Origin of the sequence: Streptomyces sp. NPDC006259 (assembly GCF_042870975.1) — a bacterium.
Lineage (GTDB): Bacteria > Actinomycetota > Actinomycetes > Streptomycetales > Streptomycetaceae > Streptomyces.
The window spans coordinates 137,169-156,759 of the sequence record NZ_JBIAHY010000012.1 but is presented as its reverse complement, the minus strand read 5'-3'; the positions used below and the strand labels follow the sequence as shown (position 1 = coordinate 156,759).

10 protein-coding genes are annotated in these 19,591 nt (G+C 69.5%); 5 read left to right on the top strand and 5 right to left on the bottom strand.

What is annotated here, in order from left to right; genetic code table 11:
• Positions 1–71: 71 nt before the first annotated feature.
• Positions 72–371: a hypothetical protein gene (locus tag ACFYO5_RS36290; RefSeq protein ID WP_388717570.1), complete on the bottom strand. Its 300-nt coding sequence runs from the start codon at positions 369–371 to the stop codon at positions 72–74.
• A 1,114-nt stretch (positions 372–1,485) separates the two neighbouring features.
• Between ACFYO5_RS36290 and ACFYO5_RS36285 the strand changes: the two genes are divergently transcribed.
• Entirely contained in the window at positions 1,486–3,195 is a 1,710-nt protein-coding gene (locus ACFYO5_RS36285) for an FAD-dependent oxidoreductase (protein WP_388717567.1), read from the top strand.
• 516 nt (positions 3,196–3,711) lie between these two features.
• The gene (locus ACFYO5_RS36280; protein ID WP_388717564.1) at positions 3,712–6,783 is read left to right on the top strand and encodes an amidohydrolase family protein; all 3,072 of its coding nucleotides are present in this window, start codon (positions 3,712–3,714) and stop codon (positions 6,781–6,783) included.
• 883 nt (positions 6,784–7,666) lie between these two features.
• Here ACFYO5_RS36280 and ACFYO5_RS36275 read toward each other — a convergent pair.
• From ACFYO5_RS36275 to ACFYO5_RS36260, 4 genes are all read right to left on the bottom strand, one after another.
• Positions 7,667–8,032, bottom strand: a complete 366-nt coding sequence (locus ACFYO5_RS36275) for a hypothetical protein (RefSeq protein ID WP_388717560.1) — start codon at positions 8,030–8,032, stop codon at positions 7,667–7,669.
• 15 nt (positions 8,033–8,047) lie between these two features.
• On the bottom strand, positions 8,048–8,293 hold the full coding sequence (locus tag ACFYO5_RS36270) for a hypothetical protein (RefSeq protein ID WP_388717558.1): 246 nt from the start codon (positions 8,291–8,293) through the stop codon (positions 8,048–8,050).
• A 144-nt stretch (positions 8,294–8,437) separates the two neighbouring features.
• The gene (locus ACFYO5_RS36265) at positions 8,438–11,149 is read right to left on the bottom strand and encodes a LysM peptidoglycan-binding domain-containing protein (protein ID WP_388717555.1); all 2,712 of its coding nucleotides are present in this window, start codon (positions 11,147–11,149) and stop codon (positions 8,438–8,440) included.
• A 48-nt stretch (positions 11,150–11,197) separates the two neighbouring features.
• A complete protein-coding gene (locus ACFYO5_RS36260; protein WP_388717552.1) occupies positions 11,198–11,554 on the bottom strand; it encodes a hypothetical protein in 357 nt (118 codons plus the stop codon).
• Between the two features lie 707 nt (positions 11,555–12,261).
• On the opposite strand from ACFYO5_RS36260, the gene ACFYO5_RS36255 reads away from it, so the two are divergent.
• From ACFYO5_RS36255 to ACFYO5_RS36245, 3 genes are read left to right on the top strand one after another with little or no spacing between them, the layout of a single operon-like run.
• Positions 12,262–13,464 (top strand): hypothetical protein, encoded by a 1,203-nt coding sequence (locus ACFYO5_RS36255; protein WP_388717549.1) that lies wholly within the window; start codon positions 12,262–12,264, stop codon positions 13,462–13,464.
• The gene (locus ACFYO5_RS36250; protein WP_388717546.1) at positions 13,461–16,829 is read left to right on the top strand and encodes a hypothetical protein; all 3,369 of its coding nucleotides are present in this window, start codon (positions 13,461–13,463) and stop codon (positions 16,827–16,829) included. Before ACFYO5_RS36255 ends, ACFYO5_RS36250 begins: the two co-directional genes overlap by 4 nt.
• Complete coding sequence (locus ACFYO5_RS36245; protein WP_388717543.1) at positions 16,826–19,582, top strand: RNAseH domain-containing protein; 2,757 nt, start codon at positions 16,826–16,828, stop codon at positions 19,580–19,582. Before ACFYO5_RS36250 ends, ACFYO5_RS36245 begins: the two co-directional genes overlap by 4 nt.
• The last annotated feature ends 9 nt before the right edge of the window (positions 19,583–19,591 follow it).

Genomic DNA, 19,591 nt, shown 5'->3' with positions numbered 1-19,591 from the left:
GGCCCCCTCGGCGTTCGGCATCCGATGAGCCGGCGTGCCCGTCGGTCCCGGCGGCTTCGGATGCGGCGCTGTCAGCCACCGGCCGGTCCTTCTGGCGGGAGTGGCGGCTGGTCTGCTGCGGTTGGCGGCCTTTGGGGCGGGGCGTTCGGGTTCAGTCGTGCCCAGAGGGTGTCGGGGCGCAGCGGGAGGGTGGTGAAGCGGATGCCGGTGGCGTCGCGCAGGGCGTTGGCCAGGGCGGGGGCGATGGGGTTGAAGGCGGCTTCACTGCCGGGTTTGGCGCGGTGCACGTCACGGCCGCGCGGCTTGTCCCCCGCCTGCCACCGCACACCATCGCGTGGGTCGAGTACGGCCCGGACCGCCGCAAGATCCATACTCGTCTGCCTCCGCCGACCACCGAACGGGCCGCTACCCGCGCCCGCTGACTGTGCCAACGTCCGGCCTGCCACCCGCGTCACGCCTCGTCCGGGTGAAGACCGGGCACACTCGGCCTGACCGAGCACGACCGGTTCCGCACCCGTGGAGCAGCCGACGTCGCGCACCGGAGGGGGTGCCGATGAGTTCGGGTGTCGCTGCGGCCAGCGGCCGCGGCCCCGCTGTTGCGAACGCGTGCCTGTAACCAGCAGGACGCCAGGCCGGGTGCGCACCGGACTCGTGCGAGGGCATAGGGCCCGTCGAGTGCCAGTGACCTGCCGCCGCGGGAACCGTCCCTTCGGTGAACCGGACGGTCGCCCCGGCTCGGCAGCCACCGGGCGCCCGCGCGGGCATGCCGTACCGCTTGCCCCTGTCGTCGAGGCATTACCGGCCGCAGCTGGTGCCATACCGAGCAGGACAGCCCCTGCGACACGGTCACTGCTGCCTGTCGCGGGAGCCGTGACCGCGGTGGGCGACCGTCCGCTGTGTGGCTGCGACCTGGGCACCGACCAGTTCCATAGCCGGGTGTCTCCCGACGAGGTGTACCACCCTTGCGCCGCAGCGGCCATGAAAGCAGGACAGCTTCGGTCTCGCGTCACTTTGGTGTACGCCGGTGCGCGGTCCGCGGCGGAGCGTTCCTGTCGGCAGAGTGGAGGCGCGTACGGCGCTCCGGCGTGCGCCTACTCATTCGTGTGGACCTGTGCTTACGCGAATAATTCCTGCGGCATTAGCTGACCAGGAGGGTCATGAGGCGCCGCGTCCGAGCGATAGGAGGAAACTCAGCGTGTTATCTGTCCGCTGGTATCAGGACCTCCTCCCAGACCAGTATCGGCAGCTTCCTCTCCCACCCACCGCCCGTTCGGGGGTGCCGTGACTACACCGGCAACTGCCAGCCGTCAAAGCCGACACTCGCGAACCAGCAGGTATGCCACGGCGCGCTTGGAGGGTGAATCGACCTCGAGTGCACCCATGCATACCACGCGCAGGACCATGAGCCCTTTCCAGCGCATAGCAGCGCCATGTTGCCGCTGTGCGTCATCACCCTCTTCACCGCTCCATCCAGGAAGGCAAGTCATGGCGGCAAACCCCATCGAGGTCAACAAGAGCGACGCGCGCTACGACGCGTTGCGGCGCGGTTTCAACCAGCGCTGGATCGCGAACCCCGACTACGTCGTGGTGGCCACGTCCAAGGAGGACGTGGTCGCGGCACTCAGCAAGTTCCTCGGGAAGCCGAACAACGCCAAGCGTAGGATCACGGTACGCTCCGGCGGCCACTGCTACGAGAACTTCGTCTCCTCCCCCGACACCGGCGTCATCATCGACGTCAGCCAGATGAACCGTGCCTACTACGATGCGTCGATGGACGCGTACTGCGTCGAGGCCGGGGCGACGAACTGGCAGAGCACCACGCAGTTGTACCGGTCGTTCGGCAGGGCCCTGCCCGGCGGCTCGTGCTACTCGGTGGGCAGTGGCGGTCATATCTCCGGCGGCGGCTACGGTCTGCTGTCCAGGAAATTCGGCCTCACCGTGGACTACCTGTACGCCGTTGAGGTGGTCACCGTCGCCGACGGCAAGACCCCGAAGGTCACTGTCGCCCGCAAGGACTCCGACGACTCCGCCCTGCGTGATCTGTGGTGGGCACACACCGGCGGTGGAGGGGGCAACTTCGGTGTGATCACGCGGTACTGGTTCCGCGATCTACCCCAGCCACCCGCGCAGGTCCTGCTGAGGTCCGTCGCCTGGAAATGGAAGGACCTGCGCTCGCGACCGGATCTGTTCAAGTCCCTGGTCCGGCGTTACGGGCAGTTCTTCCAACACGAGCAGGAGAAGACAGGCCCAGACTTCATTCGCTCCTACGGGTACGACGACATGTTCACCCTGCTCAAACTCACCCACATGAGCAACAAGAAGGTCGGTCTGATCGTCCAGCTCGACGGCACCAGGTCGGACTCACCCGCGCGGCTGAAGGCGTTCCTCGACTTCATCACGGAAGAGTTCAGCACGGGCAGCCGGCCCCACGTGAGCGAGACGGTCCTGGACCGGCAGATGGGCGAGCACCCCGCGCAGCAGGAGTCGTTCATCCCGACACGTCTGCCCTGGCTCACCGCCACCCAGAGCCTCAACGACTCGGGTCCCAACCGCTGCGGCAAGTACAAGTCGGCCTACCACACCAAGGCCTTCACCGAGCAGCAGATCGACGCGATCCACCGCCACCTCACCAGCACCGGCTACAAGAACCCGGACGCTCTGCTGCAGGTCGATTCCTACGGCGGCGCGGTCAACAAGCACAAGGCCGGCGACACCGCCGTGCCCCAGCGGACCTCCGTCCTCAAACTGCAGTACCAGACCTACTGGAGCTGGGACAAGGACGCCGACAGCAACGGAGTGTACGACTACCAGGACGCCGAGAAGGACTCGGGTATCGCAGCCCCACACCTGCGCTGGATCCGCGACTTCTACCGGGACGTCTACCAGGCCACCGGCGGCGTGCCCTCCGTACCCGACCCCGCCCGGCCCGCCACCACGTCGTCCAACACGGACGGCTGCTACATCAACTACCCCGACATCGACCTCGACGACACCACCCTCAACACCTCCGGCCAACGCTCACATCAGCTCTACTACAAGGGCAACTACAGCCGCCTGCAACGGACCAAGCAGCAGTGGGACCCCCACAACGTCTTCCGCCACGCCCAGTCAGTCCGCCAACCCGAGAAGGGCACTGGCGGCATCGGCGCCAAGAGCGCCGACGGTGACGGGCCGAGCAAGCCAGATTTCCAGTGATCGGGTTGTGCTTGGCAGCCCACCCGCAGTCCACCCCACCGGGTGGACGCACTGCCCGACCTGACCATCGACGGCACTGAATTCGCCCACGTGCCCCTTAACATCTCCCTGTGTCAGCCTGCTGACGTCCGCACTCTTTGAGCCGCCCTATGGCAGCGTGTGCCGAAACAAGCGACAGAAACTGCGCATCCACTGCTGCGCGCTCAGATGAAGGAGAAGGAGAGTGTGACAGCGTTCAGGCGCCACAATCGGATAACTGCGGGCGAAGGAAGACGACTACCGCGAGGCGCGCGCTCAGCTCCTTTCTCGGAGAATCCGATAGGAAGGCCGTCACTCACGTTTCAGCACGTGCTGCGCATGAAGCATCGCCCTTGACCACTCGCGCGCATTCTGCTCGCTGCGGGCCGTCATTCACATCTCCGCTCCGGAAAGGGTTTCGCCTTGGACTCCGGTTCTGTCAGCCGTCGCGGCTTCCTGCAGACCTCTGCCGCCGGACTGACAGCGACAGCATGGCCGGTGACCGCTCTTCCCGCGGCTGCTGCCTATCCGCCCGGCAGGGAGGGTGTGCTGCGCTATCGGGAGATCACCGGCGGGTCAGTCACCGGTGACAGGCACGTCCTGATCATCGAAGCGCAGGGGGTGTTGTGGCGGGTGCCCCGCGAGGGCGGTCCTGCCATCCGGGTGACGGAGTGGGACCTGGAGGCCACCCGCCCGGTTCTGTCCCCCACCGGTGAGGCGGTGGCGTTGTGCGGCTACCGCGGCGGCGCCTTCCACCTGTGGACGATGCGTGCTGACGGCACCGGCCTGCGGCAGCTGACCACCGGGCCCTGGGATGACCGCGGTGTTGCCTGGTCGCCCGACGGCACCCGCCTGGCGTTCTCCTCCGAACGCGGCAACGACCCGGTGTCCGGCGGCTCCTTCGGCCTGTGCGTCCTCGACGTGGACAACCCCCGGCCGAGACGGCTGACCGACGGTGCCTTCGAGGACTACGATCCCACCTGGTGGCCGGACGGTCACTCGCTGGTGTGTGTCCGCGCCGCCCATAGACCGGGCGGCGGTACGGACGGCGGCCTGGCTCTGGTCCGCGTGCCGGCCAGCGGCGGCCGAGCGCAGGTGCTGCGCACGGTGACGTCCGGCCGGCTGCTCTGCCCGTCGGTTTCCCCCGCGGGCCGGGTCGCCTACCTGCATCTGACCGGCAGCAGCGACTCACCTTCTCTGCCGGCCGAACGCGCGACGCTGATGGTCGACGGGAAAGTCGTCACCGCCGGCGAGGACTTGGCGGCAGCTCCCCCCTGCTGGCTGGGTGAGGACAGGCTGCTGTACCTGGCCGACGGGCGCATCCGCATCCGCACGCTGAGTCAGCCCTCGTCCGTCGAGGAGGTCTCCTTCGACGCACGGATGCCCGTGCCGGCGCCCCGCCGGCGGCCCAAGCAACGCGACCTCGACCTGACCGAGCCTGCCCCGGCGCGCGGCGTCCACCTGCCCGTCCTCTCCCCCGACGGGCGCGAGGTAGCGTTCGTCGCCCTCAATGCGCTGTGGCTGATGTCCGTCGGTGGCACGCCTCGCAAACTCGTCCAGGCCGCGCCCGTACATCACGTGCAGATGCCCGCCTGGGCCCCGGACGGACGCTCCCTGCTGTACTGCACCGACCGGGACGGTCTGACGGCCGTACGCCGCCTGCACCTCGGTGACGGACGCGACGAGCCGGTCACGGACGGCGGGCGGCTGCATCCGGCGCTGTCCCCGGACGGCTCCCTTCTGGCGTGCCAGGACATCGCCGGCAATTTGCTGCTGCGTGACCTGACCACCGGTACCGAGCGGGTGTTGGCACACCCCCTTGCTGCTGACGGGCCGCCGGGGGCGCCCACCTGGTCACCCGACGGCCGGTACATCGCCTTCTGTGACCGCAACCGGCTCAACCGCCGCTTCCGCGAGGGCTACCACCTCATCCGGGTCCTCGACACCCGCACCGGTACAGACCGGCGCCATCTGCCCGCCCCGCACCAGTCACTGTCCGACCGGGCAGCCGCCGGCCCCGTCTGGTCCCCCGACGGCCGCCACATGGCGCTGGTCACCGAGTCCGCCCTATGGCTGCTGCCCGTCACCCCCGACGGCACCCCGGACGGGCCGCCCCGCCGGCTCACCGACGAACCAGCCGACCACCCCAGCTGGTCCCGCGACTCCAGCCGGCTGCTCTACCTCTCCAACGGACGCCTGCGCCTGCTGTCCCTTGACCACGTCCCCCATGCGCGACGCACCCGCACGCTGCCCACCTTGCTGACCGTGCGACGCCGGCCGGCCGAGAAAACGCCGCTGCGCATCCACGCCGGCCAGCTCTGGGACGCCACCGGCACCCGGCCCCGCCACGACGTCGACATCCTCATCGACGGCGGCCGCATCACCGCAGTCGAAGCTCACCGCGCCCGCCGCACGGGCCACCGCACCATCGACGCCTCCCAGCAGACCGTCATCCCCGGACTGATCGACCGCCACACCCACCCCTACAGCGCCACCTACGGTGCCCGCCACCACCTCACCGCCCTCGCCTACGGCATCACCACCACCGCCTGCCTGGGCGCACCCCTGTACGAAGCCGTCCGGCTGCGCGAATCCCTCGCCTCGGGTCACAGCACAGGACCTCGCCTGCTGGCCTGCGCGGAGCTGATCGACGGCTCCCGCACCGCCTACAGCAAGGGCCGCGCCCACCGCACCCGGGCCGGCCTGGATCGAACTCTGCAACGCGCCGGCGCCCTGGACGTCGACTTCGTCAAAACCTACGTCCGTGCCCCTGGCGAGTTCATGGCGCGAGCTGCCGAGGCCGCCCACCGCCTCGGAGTGCCCTGCGGCAGCCACCTGTGCGCGCCCGGCCGCGCCGCCGGACAGGACCTGACCACCCACCTGCAGGCCACCCAGCGCCTGCCCCACGGGCACGCCACCACTCCCCTCGGCCGCATCCACCAGGATCTCGTCCAGCAGTACGCCGACGGCACCTTCGCCCTGATCATCACCCCGTTCACGGCACAGGTCCTCCTCGCCGACGATCCCGCCCTGGCCGACGACCCGCGTGTACAGGCCCTCATGCCGCCCTGGGACGTCGCCGCCATCCGCGAGAACGCCGGCAATCCGCCCACCAAGAGCCAGCGACAGGCTCTGGCCACCGAAATCGGCAACTACCGTCTACTCGCCGACAAGGGGGCCGTCCTCTCCCTAGGCACCGACGCCCCCCTCGTCCCCGTCGGCCTCTCTCTGCACCTTGCCCTGCGCGCCCTGCACACCCACGGCTTCACCCCTGCCCAGGCCCTTGAGACCGCCACCACCGTCCCCACCCGGCTGTTCGGAGTCCATACCGACCTCGGCACCGTCGAGCCAGGCAAGATCGCCGACCTCACCGTCATCGACGGTGATCCTTTCACCGACTTCACCACCGTGATCAACACCACCCTGGTCCTGCGAGACGGCATCCCGCACCACCCGGCCGACCTCACTCGCGTCCACGCCCCGACGCCCCGAACTGCTCCATCCAACGCCGCCTGGCTCGACATCTCCCGAAACTTCCGGCGCAACGCCTGCTGCCAACCGGGCCCATGACCGCTCGCAGTACAGCGGTCCGGTGCGACGTTCGGCGCGGGCGACCTGGCGGCGGTAGGACCGTCGCCGTCGAGGTGGTCGAGCGCGTCGGTCAGTGTCTGTTCGTCCGCACACCCCACACCACCGCCGACGACCGGCATGGCTCTCCAAGCGGGTCAGCGTCTTCGGTTGATTGGGCGGCGCCATCTGGAAAATGCCCAGCGCTTACAGCAGTTCACTTGGCCAGCGCAGCGAAGCGGGCCACGGACAAGGAGCGGGCGTCGACGTTGTAGCAGCTAGGGAAGGCGTCACGCGTACTCACCGCGGCGGCGAAGCTGTGGTTCGAGGAGCTGGAGCTGGGCGAGACGCGCGGCACCGACGCTGTGTGGGGAGAGACAGAGACCGCTCCTCTTTACCGCTGAAGTTCGTCGCTGTCGCCCGCCACTTCCCGGCGACCGCCTCGGCGGCTGCTTCCTGAATGCTGTAGAGCGTGATCGGGTCGAGGGTGACGGTTTCGTGGGGGCGCAGGTCCACCGGATCGAAGCGGATGATGGTTCGGCCGTCTTCTTGCGTGATGTCTGGTGCGTGCAGGGATGGCAAGGAGAAGGCCGGCGACCGCAGGGCGGCCATACCCGCGATCATCCCGGCCCCGATGGGCATCGTTCCTGTCCCGTACTCCAGGCCAGGCGACTTCCTCATCGTCGTCCGCGACATGAGCCAGGACGGTGTCCGGAAGGCTCAGCACGACTTCGACCTTGGTGAGGTTCTCCTCGCCGGGGTTGGTGAGCTTGAGCGTCAGAGGTTCCACGAGGGCGCGGACCGCGTGGGCCAGGGACTCCTGCATGGCCTGGTCGAAGTCGTTGATGTACTGCTCCACCTCCTGTCGGAATGCCTCGGGGGAGCGTTAGTCGGAGCTTGCGTTGTACAGCGCCGCGAAAGAGTAGAGACCTGACGGTGCGCCCTGCTTCCTCGGGCGTGCGGTGTCGAGCTGCTTGATCAGGTCTTTGCGCAGAGAGTCCAGGATGTGGTTGCGCCTGTCGTCCAGGGGAGGCAGCAGGGCGACGGTACCGGTGACCGGGGTGACGTCGACGTTCACGCGCTTGGCTGCCCTGCGTGCCCGCTCGGTGAGGGCGTCGATCTCGGCTGCGCAAGCGGGCGTGGTCTTGCCGGCGTACCGGTGGAAGACCGTGCCGGGGTAGAAGTTCTGGTGCTCCTTGCGCAGGGGGTGGATGGGATCACCCCAGCGTGGAGGGAAGACATCGACGAGCATGACGTGCCGCGTTCCCTAACCGTTGTTGAAAGGGACGTAGGTGAACTGGTAGCGGTCGAAGTCGCCGATGTAACGCCCCAGCCAGGTGTCGACCTTCTCGATGTCGTGTGTGGCGACCCCGTGCAGCGCCTCTTCCTCAACCCCGACCAGGAGGTAGGCGTGACCTCCGGCCCACTGCGCTGCTACGTCGGGCATTCGGTTGGCGAACCCGAGGATCGCCTTCGAGACGGTGAAGGCTCCATCGGCCTTCGAGACGTCCACGGGACTTCCACTCCAGCCAGCGCGTTTCGTCCGCGCTGCCCGCGTCGAGGACGGCTTTGATCAGCGCTCGCTGTCTCTTCAGCCTGACTACCGGTTGGTCTGCGTCGAAGTTCAGAGTCATGGTCGTCCCGGGTTCCTTCGTCTTTACCCGCCTCTGGCGAGGCGGAACAGGATGTCCCAACCCTTGTGCGTGATGCGGGGGTCGTCGGCGGGGGCTGGAGGCCGGCCCAAGAGGTGCTCCTGGTTGAGTCTGGTGACCGCCTGGCAGGTCTTGGGGCCGTAGTAAGCGCTCTCGGCTACGAGCTTGTCGAGGTATCCGGCCCGCTTCAGGAGTTGCTGCAGCCCCTCGACCTCCGCGTGGACTCGGCCCGGTACAAGACGCCGCGGGAACGGCGGAACCATGAAACGCCTGCGGTCGGACTGGAGAGGAATGCTCAGGGCCTGCCCTTCGTAGATGGTGTGGGGAGCGCGGAGGTCGTTCGCGTCGATGATGTCGGCCTGGCGCACGCCGTAACGTTCTGCGATGTCATAGACAGTTTCGTCCGGTCTGGCGAGATACATCACTTCGGTGTACGTCGATGGTTGGTATGCGAAGCGTTGCCGCGGCCACCACGGCCACCAGGGCTCCGCAGACTTGGCCTGGACGCGTGCGGTGCGCAGGATGTCGGCGAAGCCTTTCATAAGGGAGGCGCGTTCCTCCAGGTACCGGGCGCAACCGATTTGCGAGCGTTCCTCCAGTGCGATTACGAGCTGCGCCTGCGGCGCCATACCCCAGTTGGCCACGACCGCTGTCAGTACCCTGTTGGACAGCGAGTTGGCCTCCGCCTTCTCCAGACTGTCCACCATCGTGGCCACGTGATGGACGGGGCGTCCAGCGACGCTGAGCAGTAGTTCCGACTTGTGAGGAAGGGATCGCTCCAATGCTAGAGCGAGCCGGGCGAGTTCACTGGGTGGGCGTGTCTGCCATAGTCCGGGCAGCTCGTCGGCACAAAGAAGCCGTGATCCTGCCTGATCCAAGTGGTGGAGCATTTCGGCCGCGTGACCTACGGGGCGATAGAGGCTGAGGCGGAAGATCCGATCTGCCGGTCCGTCCTGGCCGGCGGAGTCCAGCTTGGTCACCAGGTAAGCCGCCTGACTGGGCGAGCACGCTCGGGCCGCGTCGTCCAGCAGTGCTTCCATGGCCTTGTCGGCGATCAGTTCGGTGAGGTGCGACGTAATGGAGGCGAATTCCTCGACGGTCCGCTCTCGCGCTGTGTCCACGGCGGCCTCCAGCGCATGTCGATGCTGGCCGACCGCCAGCAAATGCGCGATGAACTGAGAGATGTCCTCGTCAGACCAGTGCCGCACCGCCAGGAGCCGGGCGGTGGCCGCGGCGTCGACCAACTGGTTCGCCTGCAAGGCTGCGACGAGCTCAGCGAGGTACTGAGGGCCGCGTTGGCTCATTCCGACTGCGAAGATCTGCCGTGCTTCGTCTTCGTACCCTTCCCGCACGAGGGCGGAGATCATCTCGGCGGCGTCGATCGCGCTACGTCTCTCTGCGACGACCTGGGAGAGGAGAGCCGCGGTGTCCGGCATGCCGTCCGCGCGCAGAGGCAGGAACAGGGCCGTGACATCGGAGGCTGCACGCCGCTCGGCGACAGACCGCGCCACCTCGGAGAGCACGTGGGCCAGCTCGCCGTGGGCCACCTCCTGCATCAGCTGGACGGCCTCCGTCACGTCTCTGGTCAGGGCGAACCCCGTGAGGAGCGCCCTCGCGTGTTCGGCGAGGCCCACATGACAAAGAGCCGTGGCCAACTGGACGGCTTGCTGCGTCGGCTGCAACCGTACGGAGAGCTGCAGCAGGCTGACGAGGCATTCTTCCGCGCACATCGCTTGCAACAGGTCCATCAGATGCGCCGTCTCCTCCACGGGCCGCGTCAGCAGCAGAGTCGGCAGTGCAGCCTCGACCGGGACACGATGGCCGGCCTCGAAGAGAGCAGCCAAGAACGGGGCTAGTTCGGAGACCGCTCGTACCTGCAGAGCCGTACGGACGAGATCGCCAGCGGTGGCCAAGCGTTTCTCGCTCAGTAGACCCACCCATGTCACCAGTTGGGCGACCGTCGCGGTGCGCGGCGTCGCTTCCAGCACATACAGCATGTCGTGCTCGGCGTTGGTCGGGGGCTCGGCAGGCACATAGGCGCTGTTGCGGATGAAGGGGGTGGCGCCCATGCCGTTGCGGTCCAGGTCCAGCGGTGTCGGCCGGCTCCGGGCCTTCAGTCGTCCCCGTACATGGCGGAAGATGACATTAAGATCAAGTAGTTCGCCCGCGCCTGGCACGCCCCCGCTCAAAGTCTTGATGAGTTCAGCAGTGAAGGCCGTGAAGGTCTCCCCGGGTGGAGAGAGGGCTACAGCGGTTTCTCTCGCCGCGGCCATGACATAAGTGCCGTCCACCTCCGCCAGGTCGATGACCGACTCGGACTGGACACCGAACGCCCGTGCGCCATAGCAGCAGTCCAGAACGACGATACGGCGGGCTGCTCCCGTCGACTCGATGGGGCGCCTGATCCAGTCGTAGGGGACGGCCGTGTCGTAGACGGAGGCGTTGTCGCTCTGAGGAAGGGCCAGGTGCAGATCCCCCTTGTCGTCAAGGAGACCGTGCCCCGCGTAGTAAATAAGAAGTGTGTCGGTCGCCTCGCGCGCAGCCTTCTGCACAGCCTTCGACACTTCAACGGTAGTGGCCGGGTCGACCAGGGCGGCGCAGTTCTCCGTTCGAAATGGCGCACCCGGCCCGCACAGCAACGTCCTCAGCGCGGGCACGTTGGCCTGCACGGCGGGCAGATCATCCAGGTGCAAGTAGCTACTGGCACCCACGAGCACGGCCCGAGAACGTTCAGGGCAGGGAAGGTGATTCACGGCTGGCCGCGTCTAGTCGAGCCCGAGCCGTTCGAGGAGGGCGCGTGCTTCCTCCAACGAGCCGGCGTTGATCTCGACGGCTGTTCCGTCGGGTCGACGGACCGTCAGGGTGGGCTGTCGCGGTCGCGTGGCGCGCCAGCTGACGAGGCTCAAAGCCAATGACGCGGCGTTGAAGGCCGAACCGAGCGCAACTGAGAGGACATCGATGACTGGCCCCTGCGCTCCCCGCACCGGCGAGTTCACTGCCCCTAACCGGGGGTCCGCGAGACGCCTTGTCTGCCGATCCGATTGAAGCCAACTGTGCAGCGATCTCAACTCGGCTTCCGTCTCACGGTCATTCGCACCATCAACGCTGACCTGAACCTGCACGATCCCTCCCCTTCCGCCCCGGCGCTCATGGTTCACAGACGTCGGTGTCGACGTCTGTGGTTCCCGACAGTCTGGGGCTTCGGCGTATTCACCTCCCTCTGGTCAAGAAGAAGTGCGGCGGCTCTGGACCTTGCCGACCATGGAGGCTCGGTCGTTCAGTGACTCACGCGGGCAGAACACGAGAGATCGCACCTCACGCAGTGGATCGAGCGGGGAGGCGCCCACCGGCCCGTGCCGCGCGGCGCCGTCGTGGAGATCGCGGTCGACGGGGAAGCCGAGCCGGTGCCGGCAAAGCTGGGCGTGTGGGTCTCGAACACAGGTCGAGGCGCGACAAACTCGGCCAGGAGCAGCTCGACGCGCTGCGGGAGCTAGGCGTGGAGTGAGCGTAGAACCCGGTTGTCGCGAGGGGTCAGCTGGCACTGCGCATGGACCCTCCCCCGCTTCACCGCCGACAGGCGCCGTCGCCACTGCCGGCCGGTGCGCCAAGCGCAGCTTCCGCGTCGTCTAGGGAGCACTGTTGGGGGCACGACGCTGCCGACCCCGATCCGAAGGCAGCCAGACACCAGTCCCTCCGGAAGACCACCGTACCGCGCACGTCGGACCGGGATCACCGGATCGGGGGAAGGTCCCCGAACTCCCGTGCCCTCCCACAGGGCGGAGGGGTTGAGGTTGTGGCATGGGCTCGATGCGGTGCGGGGAGGACCGGGGTGTCGACGGTGGCCGGGACGGCAGCGGCCGTTCAAGAACTCGATGGGGACCAGCGCGCAGCGCTCGACGCCTGCGTAGTCGCGGCGCTGGCCTTGAGTAGCAGTGAGGGCGAAACACAGGGGCGGATGCGGCTGCTGATGGAGTGCCATGGTCGCTACGTGCGATCGTTCGGGGTCCTTGAGCAGGCACCGTCGTACGAGGTGTTCGCCCGTCGGCTCCGCGGAAGCCGGGTGGCCGACCTTCTGCCAGGACGGCCGCAGGGATCAGTGCTCGGCAAGCTGTGGCTGCTCGATGACGACGGCATGCCCAGCTCGGTGCTGCACCGGCTCGCGGTGGAGGCCTCTGAGCACGGCCACCAAGCCCCGGGGATCGGCGCCGACATCCGCCATCTGCACAGCCTGCTGCGGGCGTTGGGGATGCTGCCGGTGAGTGCCGGGCTGTCGCGGATCTCCGGCGAGACCGTCCAGCACGCCATCTTCCGCGCGCTGGGGGCCGCCGGCTTCGAGGCGTACACCCGGGGTCGGGAGGCGATGGTCCGCACGCCCGTCCTGACACGGCGTGATTTGTCCCGGAACACCGCGTTGGTCGAGCTGGGCGCGTACACCGGTATCTCCCCAACGCGGCAGTTCGGCGGCCTGTGGGCAGCGTGTCCGATGTGCAGATGGACGATGCGGGCCACCTACCGCCCCAACGGCGTGGTGGATGTCGAGTGTGAAGACGAGCGCCACAGCCTGCTGGGCGCCCGGTACCGGGCCGAGCCGACTGCCGTGGAGGGCTGGCGCTTGGCCCCGTGCGGCGAGCTGCGCACCTTGCCGGCACTGCTGCCCGTGGAGGGCTACGTGGCGTTGCCTTACGCCCTGTGGCTGTGGGTGACGCTCCCGGGCCTGCTGGAGGTCGAGCTGCGCGACCGGCTGGTCGGCTTGGGCGCGGAGGTGCGGCTGTGGCCGTTCGGCGACGCCTATGACCTGCATGTCACTCGTCCCGGCCGCTCCGGGGCGTGGCGCGTCGACGTCAAAACCTGGGCCGACCCGTACGGGCTGGCCCAGAAGCTGCCCGAGGATCCCGAGGGGCCTGGCGAGCTGTGCTTCGTGGTGCCTGAGCACCTGCGGGGGTACCTGCCGCTGCTGCGCCGGGTGGTGCGGGGTAGCGGGGCGCGCGTGCTAACCGATGCCGACCTGGTGGCGGAGGTGGAGGGGGCGTGAGCAGGACGATTGCCGGGGCTCTGGCCTTGGCCGAGTATCTTCTTCCCGCCCGGTTCCGCGACGGGCGGCAGGTGGTGCGCGTCGCGGACGCCCATGTCCTGCTGAGCGGGCACGCGCCGCGTGTTGTAGCGGGCTGGGAGCAGTGGTCGGAGGCGGACAAGCAGCGCCTCGGCACGCTGTTGGGCACCCGCCATCGGGGGGAGGCGCTACTGCACCACGTCGAACGGACCGTCTACGACGTCTTCCACACCCCGGACGCGGACGGCCCGCTGCCCGCTCTCTATGCGCTCGGGTACAGCGAGCGGGGGCGGGCGCTTGAAGTGCTGCCGGCTCACGGGCAGGACCCTTCGGACGTCGCCGAACGCCTGCTCGCGCCAGCCAGGCGCCGGCGGCTGCTGCGGGTCGCGAGCGGATCGGGCTGGTCGGCGCCGACATCGCGTGGCCGGGTCCAGCTCGCTTTCCCCGACGAGCAGGGGGTGTACAGGCCGCCTCGAGTCGTGACCGCGCCGTCGGTGGATTTGGTGGTGCACGCCGATGAGCTCGGCTGGCAGAGTCGGGACACCGACCAGGACATGAAGGGCCCGGCCTTCCGCGAGAAGCAGATCGCACTGCTGCTGCGTGGGACCATCGGTGGCGGGCAGCGCCCCTTGGAACCCGTCGTCCTGCCGCCGGGCCGGATGCACCTGCTGAGTGCGCCCCCAGGCGTGGGCAAGAACGTCTTCGGCCGGGGGCTGGCGATCCAGCAGGCGGGCCTGGGCCGCACCACCGTGCTGGTGGTCAGCGACAACGGCGACGTCTACGGCGAGGCCGCCACCTTGCAGCAGGAGCTGCGGGCGGCGGGCGTCAAGGAGACGGCCACACCGTTCATCGCCCCCAACAGCCGCTACAACTTCGCGCTGCGCTCCGCCGCGAAGCTGGAGGGCACCGGCGTGCCGCTGGCGCAGGCCTCGGCGAACATCGCCTTCCTCGTCAACAACTCCGCCTACGGGTGCGCCGCGCAGGCGCATCTGGAGGGACGCGACGCCTTCGAGGGGGGCAGGGAGCCGTGCACGGTCACGGCGTCGGATGCTTTCGGCCAGCCGGAGCGGGCGCTGTGCCCCTATGTGTCGTCCTGCGGGAAGTTCTCCCACGTCGAGGCCGCGACGACGGCCAGGATCATCGTGACCACCCACGCCTGCTTCCAGTCAGGGATGATAAAGGTTCCGGTGGAGATCGACGGGGAAGTCCGCAACAGCATCAGCGTGCGGGAGTTCCTTCTGCGCCTGGCGTCCTATGTGGTCGTCGACGAGGTCGACGCCTACCAGTCGCGGGGGTTCGACGAGTGCGGCGTGCTGGAGCTCGCCTCCCGCTCCCGCCCAACCACGGTGCTGCGGCGCATTCGCGACAGCCTGCACCAGGCGCCGCCGCGGCTGGCGGTGGCCGTGCGCCGGCCTCTGACCCGGGCGGTGTTCCTGGCCGAGCAGCTGCTCGACCTGGTGGCCGGGGAGGAGGTCTGCACCGAGGTCGCCCAGGCGCAGGCCCTGGCCCGCGGGCAGGACCCGCGCCGGACGCGGCAGGTCCTGCAGGACCGCAAGCGCTGGTACCAGCCCCATCAGTGGGACCGGCATCTGCTGGAGAACCTGATCGGGGTGGATCCCGAGGTCGCGGCCACCGCCGAGCAGGCCGACTGCCTGCAGGCCCTGCTCCCACGCGTGGCCACCCGGCCGGGCGACCGCCCTTCCTGCGCCGTCCTGCCGGATCGGCTGCTGCCCGTCCCAGGCGTGCTGGAGCGGATGCTCACGATCGACGAGGGCGGGGAGTGGCAGCTGACCCCCCTCAAGGACGAACTGCGGGAGATCGTCTCCGCCGCGCTGCCCGCCTTCTGTGCTGCCGAGGGCGGAGCCGACGGAGCACCTGCCGAGTCCACGGTGCCGGCGCAGCGCGGGCTCGACCGGCCGGAGCCGGTGCGGGCGCTCACACGCACCGAGGTCACCGCGGGCGTCCTGCACGCGCTGATGATGAAAACGTGGCTGGCAGCCATCGTCCACACGATGTTCAGCCTGACGGACAGGGCCGGCGAACTCGCCGGGCACGGCATCGACGCGGCCTCCGAGCTCGCCGACGCGATCGGTCACCAGGGCGCCGGCACCGTCGTCCCGTTCGGCCCGCTGGGCCGCCAGCTGGGCGGGTTCCGCTTCGAGGGACTGGACGACCCCGGCAGTCACGCGAGTTTGAAGATGGAGGTGCTGCGCGCCGACCCCCACACCGAGACGCAGTTCCTCGGCAGCGTCGTCTCCCTCGCCCTGTGCGGCCGCCAGCGCACCGTCTTGGGCATGTCCGCCACCGGCTTCATGCCGGGCGCGGCGCGCACCCACCTGCTCGCCCGCCCCGACTGGGCCATGCCCGACACCCTCCCGGGCGGCCTGACCATCTTCAACAGCAGCCCCGTCGCCGACGGAAAGCTCTTGGCCGTCGGCAGCACCCCCTACCGCGAACGCGACCAGCGGGTCATCTCACTGGCCGCCGGTTACGCACCGGGCCTGGTGCGCGACCTGGACCGGCTTGCCGCAGAGGCGCGCACCCGGCATCGCGCGCGGGCCCTGATCACCGTCAACTCCTACCGGCAGGCCCGCCTGTTCGCCCAGACCCTGTACGACACCGCGCTCGCCCTCGGGCGGCGGCTACGGATCTACGTCGCCGTCGCGGACACCCCCGACCCCTCTCTGCCGCCGGTCTGCGACGCGATCGGCCAGCTCACCCGCGACCGTTTCGCAAAGCTGGCGGATCTCGACGGCGAGGTGCTCATCTCGCCGCTGCCGCGCACCGAGCGGGGCTTGAACGTGCTGACCGTGTTCGAGGGCGTCGCCGTGTCGGCCATCACCCTGATCGCCATGGGTGTGCGGCCGGTCATGCCGGCCGACGACCCGGCGGTGCTGGCTGCCAGCGTCGCCGCCCGGGCTTGGCGCGACACCGTGCCCGGCGACGACCCCGCCGCCGTCCTGGCCCGGGCCCGCGCGGCGGCCGACGCGCACCTACGCCTGAACCTCAACGCGCCCAAGCGCTTCTCCGCCCTGCCCCACGAGCTGAAGTACGAACTCGTCGCCACCCTCCTCGGGCAGAGCGTCCAGTTGGCAGGCCGCGGACGCCGCGGGCAGACCCACGTCGAGCTCCACTTCATCGACGGCGCCTTCCACGACCCCACCTGGGGATCCGACCTGCCCACCCTGATCCGCGGGCTGCTCGATCAGTCCCCGCAGGACGACCTCGCCCAGCTCGGCGCTTCTTACGGCCACACCATCGAGGAAATCGCCGAGTACGCCCACGCCCAGCACCTGCTCCCCGCGCTGCGCGCGGGCTTTGACGCCTACCTGGGAGAGTACGCATGAGCCGCCCGCTCGACAGCGTCGCCCGCAAGCAGGCCCGCCTGCTGCAGTTCCGCACCGCTCCCGCCGACCTGGGCGAGGTAATCGCCTACCGGCCCGACGCCCCCGTCATGGACCTGGCCATGGAGCTCTCGCGCGAGTACAAGCGCAACGTCAGCACCGGTCTGGACGTGCAACCGCCCTACCGGGCGCTGGAGTGTGTCCTGCGCGCGGCGGCGGGCACCTGGGCGCGCTGGCAGTGGAACGACGGCTGCTACGAACTCCTGTGCGCAGCGCCGATCAGCACCGAGGACCGGCGCGACGTGTTCCGCTACTGGACCGAAGCCGTGGTCCCCGGCCCCGACGGCCGACGCATCGGCGAACAGCTGGCCGAACTCCTCGCCCGGGCCGAGCCCCGCTCCGCCGTCCTGCCCCCGCCGCCGAGCGCCGGCAAGCGCTCGCGCGGCTGGTGGCCGGGCGAACTCGCCCGCTGGCGCCTGGCCGAGGAACTCGCCGCCCTCGAGTGGCCCCGCAACAACGGCGCCCCCGCCCGTTTCGCCCTGTGCACCGACGGCCGCCTGGCCGCGATCGGCCACGAACTGCCCGCCGAACCCGACCGCAAGGGCATCGTGCGCCACCTGCTGCCCCGTATCACCATCGGTACCGCCGCCAGCGGGCACTCCCGGCGCCACGCGCTGACCGTGAACGCCACCACCACCCTCCTCGCCACCTCCTGGAAGGGTGTCGCCACCGTCCTGCTGGCCAACCCCGACCAGCCGCTCGTCGTCTCCGCGGCCACCGACGGCCCGCCGTGGAAACGCCGCCTGAACGTCCCTGCGGTCGCCGCCAGCCGCCGCCTCGCCGCCCTGCCCCGCCTGAGCGCGAACGTGCCGCCCTTCCCCGAGCACCTCGCCGACAACGCCCTGGCCGACACCGCCCCGGGGCCGGTCTGGGCCGTCGCCCCGGCCAGCGTCCGCACCCCCGGCCTGGGCCGCGGACACGGCATGGAGTTCTTCCGCCGCGTCGAGGAGGCCATCGACACCCGGTGCGAGAAGTACAGCCACCGCAGCCCCGTGTTCATCGAGGTCCCCGGCATCAAGGTGCCGCCCACCGAGAGCGGCTCACGCGTCAGCGGACCGATCCCCCTCGAACGGATCCCCGCGGCCCTGGACGCCGCCGGCGTGGGCACCCTCCTCGTCCCCGTCCTGTGGAGCACCGACGAGGTCCGCGCCCGGGTGAAGGCCGCGATCGCCGCCCAGTGGGGCCCCCGCGCGGACTGGAAGGCCGTCGAAGGCGTCGCCGAACCCGCCGCCGGTGGGCGCATCAAGGTCGTCTTCCTGCACGACAAGGCCGGCGCCCTCGGCCACGGACCGCGCACCAGCGCGGAGCGCGAGCGGGACCTGGCGCAGATACTCGCCCCCCACACCCGCGAGGACACGCTCGTCGCGGCGATCTGCGAGACCGACTGGGACCCCGATCGCTGGTACCCGAGCGTCGAAGCCCGCGAGACGGCCGAGGCCGAGGACGGCAAGTGGCCCTCCAAGCAGGCTCTCGCGCGCCTCGCAGCGACCTCCCAGTACATCAAGCAGGCCCCGCCGCCGGTCCCCACCCACACCCGGGAGGGAAAGCCCTACAACGAGAAGTACCGCGCGAAGAAGGTCGCCTCCCGACAGAGCGGCCTCGACAGCTCGACCGCGAACGTGCTGCGCGAGATCCTCAGCGGCGTCGGCGCCACCGACCACCGCCTCGGTGCCGCGTTCGGCAAACTACCGCTCGAGAACTGGTGGCACATCGGCATCCACGTCCGCCGCCACGCCCAGCGCCGCACACCCGGCAAGCGCCGCGCCACCGAACCGGCACCAATCACCGCAACCCTCACCGCCATGCGCCCCACCGGCGGAAAGGACGCCCCCTGGCAGGTCAGGGCCTACAGCCCCCAGGCCGGGCAGTGGCAGCCCCACAGCCCGGCCACCACCGCGCTGCACGCCGCCGACCTCGCCTGGGACGTCAGCGGATACCGTGCCGCCGCGGACGAGACACTCCAGGCCCGCGCCGCCGCGGACATCGTCGAGCAGGCCCTCATCGCCACCCGCACCCAACTCCCCGCAGCAGCCCCCGCGGTGCTCTACATCGACGGCGGCGCCGCCGAGTACATCTGGGCGGGCCTGACCGACGAAACCCTGGGCCAGGACCCGCCGCCCGGCATGCCCCGGCTGGCGTCCTGGCTGCCCGGCCACAGCCTCCCCCGCGCCCAGCGACCCCTGGCCACCGTCCGCGTCATCAGCGACCTGGAACGCATCGGCCGCCCCACCGGGGCCCACATGCGCACCAGCGACGGCACCTGGCGCGCCACCGACACCACCAACAGCCTCTTCCAACTCGCCACCGACGACGGCACCCTCACCTACCCCGACCTCCTACTCGTCAACGTCCCCCGCACCTGGGCCGCCGGCCCCTCCGGCCGCTTTGGCAAGGACGAGACACGCTTCGAAAGCAGCAGCCAGAACAAGAACGGCTACGCCCACACCGCCACCCGGTTCACCGTCATCGCCCAGAGCCCCGACGCCGACTGCGGCCTCATCGGAGCCGCCGCCGCCGTCCTGACCAACCAGGGCATCACCTCTGACGTCCGCCAAAGCACCCCCACCCCCCTCCACCTCGCCCGCAGGATGGACTCCACCCACCCCTACTACCGCCGCACCGCGGAGAGCGCCGAGGACACCCCCGATGCCGCAGAAGACGGGAACACCGCGCAGGAGGAGACGACCAGCCTGTAATCAAGGCGC